This is a genomic window from Variovorax sp. J22R115 (genome assembly GCF_030317005.1).
Classification (GTDB): Bacteria; Pseudomonadota; Gammaproteobacteria; order Burkholderiales; family Burkholderiaceae_C; genus Variovorax.
Map to the genome: position 1 here is coordinate 14150 of NZ_JASZYM010000014.1, position 12244 is coordinate 26393.

General features: G+C 64.2%; 11 protein-coding genes and 1 tRNA gene. 4 read left to right on the plus strand and 8 right to left on the minus strand.

The genetic code is table 11. The features are described from left to right. Nucleotides 1-36: 36 nt before the first annotated feature. The 6 genes from QTI04_RS23720 to QTI04_RS23745 form a co-directional block, all read right to left on the minus strand. Nucleotides 37-507 (minus strand): YidH family protein, encoded by a 471-nt coding sequence (locus QTI04_RS23720; RefSeq protein ID WP_286617775.1) that lies wholly within the window; start codon nt 505-507, stop codon nt 37-39. Then, nucleotides 500-1150, minus strand: coding sequence for a MarC family protein (locus QTI04_RS23725; protein ID WP_286599627.1), 651 nt, complete (start codon nt 1148-1150; stop codon nt 500-502). Before QTI04_RS23725 ends, QTI04_RS23720 begins: the two co-directional genes overlap by 8 nt. Continuing rightward, complete coding sequence (locus tag QTI04_RS23730; protein WP_286599626.1) at nt 1147-2532, minus strand: DUF1214 domain-containing protein; 1386 nt, start codon at nt 2530-2532, stop codon at nt 1147-1149. Before QTI04_RS23730 ends, QTI04_RS23725 begins: the two co-directional genes overlap by 4 nt. Nucleotides 2533-2561: 29 nt before the next feature. Beyond that, nucleotides 2562-3482, minus strand: coding sequence for an HAD family phosphatase (locus QTI04_RS23735; protein ID WP_286617776.1), 921 nt, complete (start codon nt 3480-3482; stop codon nt 2562-2564). Nucleotides 3483-3512: 30 nt separating this feature from the next. Beyond that, entirely contained in the window at nt 3513-5078 is a 1566-nt protein-coding gene (locus tag QTI04_RS23740; RefSeq protein WP_286617777.1) for an arylsulfatase, read from the minus strand. Nucleotides 5079-5309: 231 nt separating this feature from the next. Further along, nucleotides 5310-6014 (minus strand): SDR family NAD(P)-dependent oxidoreductase, encoded by a 705-nt coding sequence (locus QTI04_RS23745; protein WP_286617778.1) that lies wholly within the window; start codon nt 6012-6014, stop codon nt 5310-5312. A 112-nt stretch (nt 6015-6126) separates the two neighbouring features. Between QTI04_RS23745 and bktB the strand changes: the two genes are divergently transcribed. Beyond that, complete coding sequence (gene bktB / locus QTI04_RS23750; RefSeq protein ID WP_286599622.1) at nt 6127-7308, plus strand: beta-ketothiolase BktB; 1182 nt, start codon at nt 6127-6129, stop codon at nt 7306-7308. 67 nt (nt 7309-7375) lie between these two features. Beyond that, nucleotides 7376-7451 (plus strand) — tRNA-Lys (locus QTI04_RS23755). A 66-nt stretch (nt 7452-7517) separates the two neighbouring features. On the opposite strand, the gene QTI04_RS23760 is transcribed toward QTI04_RS23755, so the two are convergent. Further along, complete coding sequence (locus QTI04_RS23760) at nt 7518-8411, minus strand: DUF72 domain-containing protein (protein ID WP_286617779.1); 894 nt, start codon at nt 8409-8411, stop codon at nt 7518-7520. Between the two features lie 170 nt (nt 8412-8581). Here QTI04_RS23760 and QTI04_RS23765 point away from each other — a divergent pair, with 170 nt between their 5' ends. Next, nucleotides 8582-9373 (plus strand): SDR family NAD(P)-dependent oxidoreductase, encoded by a 792-nt coding sequence (locus QTI04_RS23765; protein ID WP_286617780.1) that lies wholly within the window; start codon nt 8582-8584, stop codon nt 9371-9373. Nucleotides 9374-9570: 197 nt separating this feature from the next. Further along, nucleotides 9571-10491 carry an alpha/beta fold hydrolase gene (locus tag QTI04_RS23770; RefSeq protein WP_286617781.1) on the plus strand — a complete coding sequence of 307 codons (921 nt, stop codon included), beginning with the start codon at nt 9571-9573 and terminating at the stop codon, nt 10489-10491. Nucleotides 10492-10550: 59 nt separating this feature from the next. On the opposite strand, the gene QTI04_RS23775 is transcribed toward QTI04_RS23770, so the two are convergent. Then, the gene (locus QTI04_RS23775) at nt 10551-11963 is read right to left on the minus strand and encodes a M20/M25/M40 family metallo-hydrolase (RefSeq protein WP_286617782.1); all 1413 of its coding nucleotides are present in this window, start codon (nt 11961-11963) and stop codon (nt 10551-10553) included. Between the last annotated feature and the right edge of the window lie 281 nt (nt 11964-12244).

The following is a 12244-nucleotide window of genomic DNA, read 5'->3' on the forward strand; positions in this document are numbered from 1 at the left end:
CTCCGCCGTTCTCTCGAGGTTGCCCGACATCCCGAATCAGCCGAAGGGCCCGCTGTCGAACACCATGCTCGCAATAGCAAGCAAGCCGATGATCAGAAGCAGCAGTGCGACGAGCAGCGTCAGGGAAACAGGGAAATGGCTCTCGGCATGAACGAGCCCCTGCGCCTTCAGCGCCTGGCGCTCCTTTCGCAGCCCGACCATGAAGAAGCAGTGGTAGCCGATGCCCGAGACCAGCATGGCAATGCCCAGCAGGACCAGCGCAATGCCGAAATGGCGCGCCGCCTCGCTGCTCTTGAGGACTTGCGAGTCGTGGAGCTTCTGGAACACCTGATAAATGGTGAAACCGAAGCCGATCAGCGACAACGACGTGCGAATCACCGACATCAGCGTCCGGTCCGCGCTCATGCGCGTGCGCTGGAACGACATGCCGGTCCTGCGCGAAGACAGTTCAACCGACATGCGCTCCGACTCCGAACCCGTTCCCATCAGTGGCTTTTCGTCAGGCATTCAGGACTCCCAGATCGCGCAACGCATGCAGGATGATGGTCACCGCGAGAGCGACCTGGAGCACGCCGAGCACGGCCCCCAGGATCTCGAACACGATGGCCGTCGTGCCTCCCAGCATGCGACGCGCGTAAAGCATGGCCAGAAGATTCAACAGCATCACGCCGACCAGGATGGCAAAGATCGTCAACGTGCGTTCGACGTCGTGCGTGTGCGTGAGCAGCACGATGACCGAGGCGGTCCCATAGGGCGTGACCACGGTCGGAAAGGCGATCCGCATCGCCGCCGCCATCGGTGAATCCGGCAGGCGCGCAGGCGGCGTGGCGGCCGGCGCGTACTGCTCCAGCACCACGCGCATGCCCACGACGAAGAAGATGGCACCCCCTGCAAGCAGGAGCGCGGGCGGCGATATGTTCCAGCTTTGAAGAAGTGCGCGGCCCACCAGCGCGCCGGCGACCACTGCGACCAGGGCGACGAAGAATGCGCGAATCGCGACCTTCCTCACCGCCGATTCGTCCAGCTCGTGCGTGAGCCTGGCGAAAGGGCCGATGACCTTCAGCGGCCCGAGCATGACAAACATCAACGTGAAGATGCTTCCCGCTCCGAGGTAGAAGTTGGTGTCGTGCATTGTCGATGCGTTGCTCATCGCCCTCGGACCACCGCTGGCGGTGTCCAACTGCCGTCGAGCGCGGCCTGTTCCGGCCAGTAGGACCGGATGTAGAGCGAGAACTCGCTCGCTCCATCGGCAGGCGCGGGGAGCCAGTTGCTCTCCATGTCAGCGCCCGGTGACTGGCTCTGCACGTAGATCGTCAGCGAACCATCCGTGCCGTACTGCAGCGTCTTGTTCTTGGTGCCGACTGAGTAACGCGCCAAGGGATTCGGCTCGAAGAAGTGATGGCGGTTGTAGAGCGTGAGCGACCAGAACCCCTTGACCGGCGGCGTCGCGCCCTTCGGGAAGGTCACCGTGTAGCGGTTCGCGCTGTTCAGCCGCTCGCCGCCATCGTCGAGGTCCTGGTAGAAGTACTTGGTCTCGTTCTGCTTGTTGACGAAGATGTTCGACTTCGCCACCGCCGTGCGAGTGAAATAGTCACTGCCGAAGTTCGCGCCGTTCGCGATGGTCGACCAGTGGTGAGGCAACTGCCGCCCGTAGTTGCGGAACTGGAACAGGGGCTCGATCAGTTCCTTGTCCGCCGCTGCCAACGCCTGGTTGAAGACGTCCCTGACGCGCGCGTCCTTGCTCGCCGCATCCACCACCGCCAGCACCTGCGCGTAGCGCGCCGATTCACCGGCCATCGGCTTCGCATCGGCCAGCGCGCCCGGCAGCATGTCCAGGAACTTCTCCGGCGGCACCCATCTGGTCTCGGCACCGTCGCCTCCGCTGTCCGACGGGTTCTTCACCGTCGGTACCTTGCGCCAATCAGTGACCTTCATCTTTCCGTCGAAGCTCGCCACCGGATACAGGGCGATCCTGTTGATGACCGACTGGACCGCCTGCAGATCCTGCACCGTGTCTTCGCGAAACACGCGCGGCACCACCACGCCGGTGCCGCTCTGCGACACGAACACCTTGCTGATGCCCTGCGGCACGGTGCCCACCCAGTTCGGCCCGGCCAGCAGGTAGAAGCCGGGGCGCGTGCCGTACATCCGCCCCAGCTCTGCAAAACTGTCGGTGCGCGAGTCCACCACCTGATAAACCCAGAAGCGATCGCCGAAATCCGGTACCTGCACCACCACCGGCGACACGTCCAGCGCGAGGATGCTGTTGCCGTAGACCACGTCCTGGTTGGGGCACGCCACCGCGCGCTCGGCAGGGTCGATATAGTCGGTGAGCATGGTCACCGAATTGAGGGGCCCGACCGGCAGCACGCCGCCCAGCAGCATCGGATGCGGCAAGGGCGCGAAGGTGAGGCGCCGGTTGTAGACGTTGACGATCGGCCATGCCCAGAAAAAGGCGTCCCGAGCGACGAGTCGCACGTAGTCGTCGGTGAGTTTCATCTGGGTGTCGGGCCCGGGGATCACGTGCGCCATCGTCATCTCCTGGTGAAGTCGCGTTCGGCTCAGGCTGCAAACACCTTGTTCCAGTCGCGCTGCATGCTCACGACTTCGATGCCGTACTCGCCTGCTTTGTCGAGCGCCTCGACCAACGGGCTGAGACGGAACTCACGGTCATAGGCGAACTCGCGCTGCGCGTCGTCGTGATGCAAGAGCAACGCCAGTCGCGCGCCGCTTCCCGACTTGACGTAACGCAGCATCGACAGGTCGCCATCGGAATTTCCGAAGGCCAGGATCGGCCGACGACCGATGTGCAACCCGATGTTCTGCGGCTTGACGTCTCGGTCGTCGAAGGTGCCCAGTTCCGACAGCTTGAAGAGTTCGGCGCGCCCACCGCGCATCTCGAAACGTGTCTTGACACTGCTGCCGATCACCTGCTCCGGCGGAATGCCGTAGACCTCTTCCGCAAAGGCGCGCATCAAGTCGATGCCGCCGCCGGAGACGATGAAGTTCTTGAAGCCATTGGCGCGCAGGTGGTCGAGCAGTTCGATCTGGGGTTGGTAGACGCACTGCGTGAAGGGTCGCCCCAGCTTGGGGTGCCTGGCCGATGCCAGCCAGGCGCGCGCCGCGTCCATGAACTCGTCCTCCGTGAGCCCGGCATGGGTTGCGAACGCGATCTCGAACGCGCCCTGCTTGCCCAGACTCATGATGGTCTTGAGATCGTGTTCGAGGAAGGCCTTGTAGGGCTGGCGGTCCTTGAGGGTCGGATCCTTCGCCGCCAGAGCCTTGAGGCGATCGTCGGCGAAGAAGAGCTGAACCTGGATGGGCTGCTCGCACCACAAGGTACCGTCGTTGTCGAAAGTGGCGATGCGCTCCGCAGGGCGCACGAAATCGGGCCCGCCCTCCTTCGTCACGCGGGCGACGAAGTCGAGCAGAGTCCGCTTGGCCGGGCCGTCGGTCCAGGAGGCGAGAGGCGCTGCGTCCATGGCAGTCAGCAACTGGGGGCGTCGCGGCCCTCAGTTGCTGCCTCCGGCTGCGGCCTGCGACATCTTCGCGAGCGCGTCGTCGATCGTGAAGGTGTTGGGCTTCTGGATGGGTGGAAAGTCCTTGAACGTAGCCGCGAACTGGTCCGCGATGGCGTATGCGCCGTAGAGGATGTACGCGTGGTAGAGGAACCACTCGTAGTAGCTGTTGGAGGTCACGTCGGCGCGCTCGAACGGATCCGTTCGAAGGTTGAACAACTTGGGTAGACGCAGCGCGACGAAAGGCTCACCCCAGATTCGCATGGTCCCCTGGACGCGCTGCTCCATGAACACGACCTTCCAGTTGTCGTAGCGGATGCCCAGCACGTCGCCGTCGTCGCTGATGTACACGAAGAGCTTGCGCGGACTCTCCTTCTCCTTCCCCGTCAGGAAGGGAAGCAGGTTCACGCCGTCGATATGGTTCTTGTACTTGCGCCCGATCGCGTCGACGCCCTTCTTCACCTTTTCGACAACATCCGGCTCGCCGGCCATCGCGAGGAAGGTGGGTAGCCAGTCATGGTGCTGCACGATGCCGTTGGTGACGGTGCCAGCGGCAATCTTGCCGGGCCAGCGGACGACCATCGGCACGCGGAACGCGCCTTCCCAGTTGCTGTTCTTTTCGCTGCGGAACGGTGTCATGGCGCCGTCCGGCCAGCTGTTCATGTGAGGGCCGTTGTCCGTCGAGTACATCACGAAGGTGTCCTCGGTGATGCCCAGTTCGTCGAGATAGTCGAGCAGTTGGCCCACGTTCTTGTCGTGGTCGATCATCGTGTCGTGGTACGGCGACTGCCAGCGGCCGGCCTGCCCCAGGCTTTCCTTCTTCGTGTGCGTGAAAAGGTGCATGTGGGTGAAATTGAGCCACACGAAGAAGGGCTTGCCGTCCTTGTGCTGCCGCCCGATGAAGTCCTTGGCAGCCGCCGCGAACTCGTCGTCGCAGGTCTCCATTCGCTTCACGCTGAGTGGCCCGGTGTCCTCGATCTTCTGCTTGCCTACGCGGCCCCAGCGCGGCTCTTCGGTCGCGTCGTCCTTGTCCGTCGCCCAGGAATGGACTACGCCGCGCGGGCCGACCTTCTTCCTGAAATCCGGGAAGTCTTTCTCCGGGTAGTAGTCGTACATCTCCGGCTCTTCCTCGGCGTTCAGGTGATACAGGTTGCCGAAGAATTCGTCGAAGCCGTGGTTGGTCGGCAGCATGCTGTTCATGTCGCCCAGATGGTTCTTGCCGAACTGGCCGGTCGCGTAGCCCTGGTTCTTGAGCAACGCCGCGATCGTCACGATGTTGCTGTTCATGCCGATGGGCGCACCCGGAATGCCGACTTTCGACAGGCCGGTTCGATACACGCTCTGCCCGGTGATGAATGAGGAACGGCCCGCGGTGCACGATTGCTCGCCGTACGAATCAGTGAACTTCATGCCCTCATTCGCCAGCCGATCGATGTTGGGCGTCCGATAGCCCATCAATCCATCCGAATAGCAGCTGAGGTTGGTGATGCCGATGTCATCACCCCAGATCACGAGAATGTTGGGCTGCTTCGTTGCCGCTGCCGGCTTCTTCGATGCCATTACGAGCTCCTTGGTTGGTCCACAGGCATTCGCCCGGTGCTCCAGGCGGGCCTGGGCGGTCAGGGCGATCGATGGCCGCGGGCGCAACGGAATTCCGCCGCGCCGAGGCGTACCGCTAGCATGCGCACGCCGTCCGCAAAGCGCACTTGTCCCAAGGTGAAGCGGCTCTTGCACCTTGGTGCAAGGAATGGCGGGGCACTTGGCCCGCAAGTCAGGAGGGTCTTGAGAGCGTCAGGTGTCGAGCGTCAGATGCTGCCCGTGCAATGCCGCGGCGGCAGGGGATGCCAGGAAGGCGATGGTCTGCGCCGCCACGCCGGTCGACACCCACTCGGCCGGATTGGCATCCGGCATGGCCTGCCGGTTGGCAGGCGTATCGAGCACGCTGGGCGCGACGCTGTTGACGTTGATGCCGTGCGGCGCCAGTTCCGTCGCCGACGCCTCGACCAGGCGCTGCAAGGCGCTCTTCGACGCGATGTACGCCGACATGGCCGCGGCGCCGCGCGATGCGGTCTTGGCGGTGACGGCGATCACGCTGCCGGCCTTTCGCTCGATCATCGAAGGCACCAGCGCCTGCGAGACCGCCACGAAGGACCAGGCGTTCAGGGTCATCATCCGGTCCCAGGCCTCGCGGCTCAGCGCATGGACGGGCTCGCCCATCTCGAAGCCTCCGGCGATGTGGACCAGTGCGTCGACCTGCCTGAAGGCGTTCAGGATGCGCTGCGCCGCCCCGACCATCGCCGGCACCGAGGTGACGTCGGCTTCGAGCAGCAGGTGCTGGGAGTTCTCGAGCCCCGGGAACGCACTCGACAGGTGATCCATCCGATGGTCGATCAGGGCCACGCGAGCCCCCTGGTCGAGAAAATGCTGGACGACGGCTCGGCCGAGCGCGCCGGCCGCGCCTGTCACGACCACGTGACGGTGATTGGCTTCGATCATTAGGGGCTCCTTGTTGGGGCACGGATGGTAACGCCGGCGTCAAACCGGTTCGTCGCGAACGGCCTCTGGACTGGCATCATCGACATTTTCGTTTTTACATCGGAGACTTTTCATGAAAGAAGTGGTTGTTGTCAGCGGCGTACGCACCGCCATCGGAACCTTCGGCGGAGGACTCAAGGACGTCCCTCCCACCAAGCTGGCGGCGTTGGTCACCAAGGAGGCGCTGGCACGCGCCAAGGTCGACGGCAAGGACGTCGAAAACGTCGTCTTCGGCCACGTCATCAACACCGAGCCGCGCGACATGTACATGGCGCGCGTGGCAGCCATCGAAGGCGGCTGCGCCCAGGAAACGCCGGCACTGACGGTCAACCGCCTGTGCGGATCGGGCCTTCAGGCCATCGTGAGCGCGGCGCAGAGCATCCAGCTCGGCGACGCCAAGGTCGCCGTGGGCGGCGGCGCCGAGAGCATGAGCCGCGCGCCCTTCGCCTCGCTCAGCGCGCGCTGGGGCGCCCGCATGGGCGACACCAAGATGGTCGACATGATGCTCGGCGCCCTGCACGACCCCTTCCAGACCGTCCACATGGGCATCACGGCAGAGAACGTCGCCAAGAAATGGGGCATCAGCCGCGAGACGCAGGACCAGACGGCGCTCACCAGCCACCAGCGTGCCCAGAAGGCGATCGAGAGCGGCTATTTCAAGTCGCAGATCGTTCCGGTGACGCTGGAAAGCCGCAAGGGCCCGACGCAGTTCGACACCGACGAGCATGTGCGCTTCAACGCGAAGATCGAGGACATGAGCAAGCTCAAGCCCGCCTTCCTGAAGGAAAACGGCACCGTGACCGCGGGCAACGCCTCCGGTGTCAACGACGGGGCTGCCGCCGTGGTGCTGATGGAGAAGGAAGAAGCCGCACGCCGCGGCCTCAAGCCGATGGCGCGCATCGTGTCCTACGCCTTCGCCGGCGTCGATCCGGCCTACATGGGCATCGGGCCGGTCCCGGCATCGCGCAAAGCGCTGGAGAAGGCGGGCCTGAAGGCCTCCGACATGGACGTGATCGAGGCCAACGAGGCCTTCGCCGCACAGGCCTGCGCGGTGAGCAAGGATCTGGAACTCGATCCCGCCAAGGTGAACCCCAACGGTTCGGGCATTTCACTCGGCCACCCTGTGGGCGCGACCGGAGCGCTGATCACCGTCAAGGCGCTGTACGAGCTGGAGCGCATCCAGGGGCGCTACGCCTTGGTGACCATGTGCATCGGCGGCGGACAGGGCATCGCGTGCATTTTTGAACGAGTGTGAACGACCGGCCCAAAGTTGTGGCTATAATCGTGGGATTGCCTGAAACGACATTCAAGTCGTCGCTCAGGGGCTCTTAGCTCAGTTGGTAGAGCAGCGGACTCTTAATCCGTAGGTCGAGTGTTCGAGTCACTCAGGGCCCACCACCAACACTGAAAAAGCCTGCTACCGGAAACGGCAGCAGGCTTTTTTCTTGCGCTTCGCGGGCCCGCTCACCCGTGCGCCAGCAGCATCTTCAGGAAGGTGATGCCGTTACGCTGCCCTTTGTCCTCGTCGCAGTTGTTGAAGATGATGTGCGTGTTGCGCACCTTGTAGGCAATGCGCAGGGCCTCGACGACCAGTTCGCGGATCTCCTCGTCGGGGTAGTCGTAGTCGAATCGCTCGGCGGCCGACGACGCGCCCTTGGCGTTGTAAGTCTCGGTGTTCCGGCCATGCAGCCGCACCAGCCCATAGTCCGGGTGCGTGGTTTCGACCAGCATCGGAACGCTGTTGGCAAAGCCCTGCGGTCCGTCCACGATGGTGTGCACGACCTTCATCTCGCGGAGGAAATCGAGGGTTCGCGCGCGGTGGGCTTCGTCGAGCCACGACTGGTGACGGAACTCGACGCTGACGGTGTGGCCCTCCATCATCTCGATGCAATGCTCGACGTGCGCATGGCCCTCCGGGTTGCACATCAGCCAGGGCGGAAACTGGAAGTGGACCAGCCCCAGCTTGCCGGCGATCCTGAGCGGCGCCAGCGCATCGACGAAACGCCGCCACAGCTCTGCCCGGATCTCTGGCGCGGTGCTGCGGTAGTAGAGCGTCTTCATCGTGCCCAAGGCTTCCTTGATGTCCTTGTGCATCACTTTCGGGTCCGTCTGGTGGCCCGTGAAGAGCCGGAAGGCCTTGACGTTGAAGGTGAAGGTCTCGGGCGTGCGCTCGACCCAGTTCTGCGCGGTGACCGGGTCCGGGATCGCGTAGTAGCTCGAATCGACCTCGACCAGCGGAAAGATCGACGCGTAGTAGCGCAGCCGCGCCTCGGGCGTCTTCGCCTCCTTCGGGTAGAAGCGCCCGCAGTCGATCAGCGTCTTGTCAGTCCAGGAGGCGGTGCCGACGAGGATGGCCATCGGCGCATGCTAATGGCGCCATCGGGCCAATGCGATTTGTTACGTGCCCAGGTACGCCCGCATCGCGGTCCGCGCCTGCCGCGACAACGCAGTTCGGTGGCTGGACAAGCCACCGGGGATTGCTGCACGCTGCGCCTTTCATTCCTGAAAAGCAGAAAGGCGGTCATTCCATGGACTTGAATCTCAAAGGCAAGCTCGCGCTGGTCTCCGGCAGCACCGCGGGCATCGGCCATGCCATCGCGGCCGCGCTCGCAGCCGAAGGCGCACGGGTGATCGTGAACGGACGCTCCCAGTCTTCCGTCGATGACGCAGTGGCTCGCATTCGCGCGGGAGAAGGCGGTGAAGTGCTGGGCTTCGCCGGCGATCTGGCCACGCCCGCCGCAGCCGACGCGCTGGCGGCCCGGTTCCCGAACATCGAGATCCTCGTCAACAACCTCGGCATCTTCGAACCCAAGCCCTTCGAGGACATCCCCGACGAGGACTGGACGCGTTTCTTCGACGTCAACGTCCTGAGCGGCGTCCGGCTGTCGCGCCTGTGCCTGCCGGCGATGAAGCGCGCGAACTGGGGCCGCATCATCTTCATATCGAGCGAAAGCGCGCTGCAGATTCCAGCCGAGATGGTCCACTACGGCATGACGAAGACCGCGCAGATCGCCGTGGCGCGGGGGCTGGCCGAATCGCTCGCAGGCACCGGGATCACCGTCAACAGCGTGCTGCCCGGACCGACGAAATCCCGCGGAGTCGGTGAATTCGTCGAGACCCTCGCCAAGGCCGACGGCAAGTCCTTCGAGGCCTTCGAGAAAGAGTTCTTCGAGAAGGTGCGGCCGACCTCGCTCATCAAGCGCTTCGAATCGCCCGAGGAAATTGCCAGCCTGGTCGCCTACGTGGCAAGCCCGCTGTCTTCGGGAACGACCGGTGCGGCGCTGCGTGTCGATGGGGGCTGCACGAAGAGCGCTTTCTGAGCCTCAGGCACAAGCACGCGGCGCGCAGGCGCGAGGTCACATTGGCGTTTCTGGGCGCTTTCGCTTGAACGGCACATCAGGGACTAACTGTCGATTGCCCCAAAGGACTATTGCGGCGCGAGGCATCCGGAGCGGAGACTCCGCCTTTCGCCGCCGAAACGGCCCGGCGCATCGCGCGCACAACCCGAGGAGCAACCGTGTTCAAGTCCCTCTTTGGATGGCTCGCAGCCGCCCTGATTGCCAGCGCGGCCCAGGCCCAGGTGCCGGCGTTCCCTCCGAGCTTCAAGACCCAGGAGATGGCCGTCAACGGTACCAAGGTGCATGTCCGCGTCGGCGGCAAGGGGCCGGCGGTGACCCTCATTCACGGCTACGGCGAGACGGGGGACATGTGGGCGCCGATGGCGGCCGACCTCATGAAGGAGCACACCGTCGTCGTGCCCGACCTTCGGGGCATGGGCCTCTCGGCGCATCCTCCTGGCGGCTTTGACAAGAAGAACCAGGCCGTCGACATCGCGCAGGTGCTCGACACCCTCAAGATCGACAAGACCGACCTCGTCACGCACGACATCGGCAACATGGTCGGATTCGCGTTCGCCGCGCAGTACCGCGACCGGGTCGGGCGTTTCGTGCTGATCGATGCGCCGGTGCCCGGCGTCGGCCCGTGGGAGGAGATCCTCAAGAACCCGCTGCTCTGGCACTTCCGCTTCGGCGGCCCCGACATGGAGCGCCTGGTCGCCGGCCGCGAACGCATTTACCTGGATCGATTCTGGAACGAGTTCTCGGCCGATCCGAAGAACTTCGACGAGGCCTCGCGCCGGCACTACGCCAAGCTCTACGCCAGGCCCGGCGCCATGCATTCGGGCTTCGCTCAGTTCGCGGCCTTCGATCAGGACGCGGTCGACAACAAGGCCTTCCTGGCGGACAAGGGAAAGCTCACCGTGCCGGTAATGGCAATCGGCGGCGAAAAGTCCTTCGGGCCGACCATGGCGGTCGTCATGCGTTCCGCCGCCGACAACGTCACGGAGGGCGTGATCCCCGGCTCGGGCCACTGGATCATGGAAGAGAACCCGCAGGCGACCGTGAAGATGGTGCGCGGGTTCCTCAGCGGAGCGAACTGACCGCGCGGTGCGGCGTCCGGTGTCGTCAACGACGCCGAAGGCCGCACCCCGGCAGGCGCTTATTGCGAGAGCTGCTTGACCATGCGGTACATGAACTCGCGGCCGTCGTAGAGCCGCGGGATCGCGACGCGCTCGTCCAGACCGTGAGCGCGTGCGTCGCTGGGCTCCGAGAAGATGCCGGAGACGCCGTACATCGGAATGCCGATGTTGCGCATGAAGCGACTGTCGGTGGCGCCCGTGCTCATCGTCGGGACGACGGGGATGCCCGGCCACATCTGCTGCGTGAGGGAATCGACAACGCCCAGCACGTCGGCGCGCAGCGGCGACGGCGGGCTCTTCAGCGGCGGATTGCTCGCTTCGATCTTGATGCGGCTGCTGCCCAGCACCTTGCGCAGTGCGGCATCGACTTCGGCAGGATCGTCGTGCGGCAGGATGCGGCAGTTGACTGTAGCCTTGGCCGACTGAGGCAGTGCGTTCTCCGCATGGCCGGCCGTGATCTGCGTTGCGACGCAAGTGGTGCGCAGCGTGGCGTTGTAGAGCGCCGAGCGCGACAGGCGATCGATCGCGGCGTCATCCGGCTTTCCCGACGCGACGGCGCGCATGTCCTCTGACATCTGGCCGGTTTCGAACTGGGCGCTTTTCTCGAAATAACTGCGCGTGACGTCGGCCAGCTTCACGGGGAAGCGGAAAGCGCCCAGCCGGTCCAATGCCGCGCTGAGTTCGTAGATGGGGTTGGCGGGCGTCGGCAACGAGCTGTGGCCGCCGACATCGCGCACTTCGAGCTTGTAAGTCGTGTACATCTTCTCGGCCACCTGCACCCTGTGCAACACCGGCTTGCCGTTGTTGAGCTGGCCGCCACCGCCTTCGTTGATGCCGAACTCCGCATCGAGCAGCGCACGCTGGTTGTTCACCAGCCAGAATGCGCCGTTGGTAGGCACGTCGCCGAGTTCCTCGTCCGCCGTGAGTGCGAGCACGATATCGCGGGTGGGCTTGAAGCCCTCGCGCTTGAGCTGGCTGAAGATCGACACGAACGAAGCCGCCATGGCCTTGTCGTCCGACGCGCCGCGCGCGGTGAAGTAGCCGTCGTCCTCCTTGAGCTTGAACGGATCGGTCTTCCAGTCCGCGCGGCGCGCCTCGACCACGTCGATGTGGGCCAGCAGCAGCAGCGGCTTCTTTCCGCCCGTACCCTTGAAGCGAACGACCAGATTGCCCTTGTTGGGGTAGGGCTCGAAAAGTTGAATTTCGTCCGCCTTGAAGCCGGCATCGAGCAGGTGCTTGCGCATGGCCTGTGCCGCTTCGGTGTTGTTGCCCGTCAGATGCGTCGTGTTGATCTCGACGAGTTCCTTGTAGATGTCGTGGAAGCGTTGTTGCTCGGGCGTCAGCGGCGGCATCTGCGTGGGCGTTTGGGCACCAGCCCAGGAAGTGACACACAGCAGGGCTGCCGCGGCGCAATGTCGTAGCTTGATATTCATTAAGTATTAGTCTTCAGATTGAACGCGATGCAGGCCTCGCCATCGATGCGGCGCAGGCCCGATTCAGTATATGAGGCAGCTTGCGACGAACGCTGTCCCAGAAACGACGCTCCCCGGTGTTCGGCGCAAACACAATCGCGACCTCCTTCGCGGCCTCGCCGATCTCCGCCTTCTGCGCGAATGGCTGAAGCCCCAAGCATTGCCCACGTTGTGTGGCCGTCCCGCCGGTTCAGCGGTGTTTCAGGAGCCGCGGCCCGCTGTGCCGGCTGCCCGTGTGACGC

What these genes read in the sequence shown, in the direction of transcription:
- QTI04_RS23720 (WP_286617775.1), bottom strand. Translation starts at nt 507, where the DNA reads ATGCCTGACGAAAAGCCACTGATGGGAACGGGTTCGGAGTCGGAGCGC.
- QTI04_RS23725 (WP_286599627.1), bottom strand. Translation starts at nt 1,150, where the DNA reads ATGAGCAACGCATCGACAATGCACGACACCAACTTCTACCTCGGAGCG.
- QTI04_RS23730 (WP_286599626.1), bottom strand. Translation starts at nt 2,532, where the DNA reads ATGGCGCACGTGATCCCCGGGCCCGACACCCAGATGAAACTCACCGAC.
- QTI04_RS23735 (WP_286617776.1), bottom strand. Translation starts at nt 3,482, where the DNA reads ATGGACGCAGCGCCTCTCGCCTCCTGGACCGACGGCCCGGCCAAGCGG.
- QTI04_RS23740 (WP_286617777.1), bottom strand. Translation starts at nt 5,078, where the DNA reads ATGGCATCGAAGAAGCCGGCAGCGGCAACGAAGCAGCCCAACATTCTC.
- QTI04_RS23745 (WP_286617778.1), bottom strand. Translation starts at nt 6,014, where the DNA reads ATGATCGAAGCCAATCACCGTCACGTGGTCGTGACAGGCGCGGCCGGC.
- bktB (WP_286599622.1), top strand. Translation starts at nt 6,127, where the DNA reads ATGAAAGAAGTGGTTGTTGTCAGCGGCGTACGCACCGCCATCGGAACC.
- QTI04_RS23760 (WP_286617779.1), bottom strand. Translation starts at nt 8,411, where the DNA reads ATGGCCATCCTCGTCGGCACCGCCTCCTGGACTGACAAGACGCTGATC.
- QTI04_RS23765 (WP_286617780.1), top strand. Translation starts at nt 8,582, where the DNA reads ATGGACTTGAATCTCAAAGGCAAGCTCGCGCTGGTCTCCGGCAGCACC.
- QTI04_RS23775 (WP_286617782.1), bottom strand. Translation starts at nt 11,963, where the DNA reads ATGAATATCAAGCTACGACATTGCGCCGCGGCAGCCCTGCTGTGTGTC.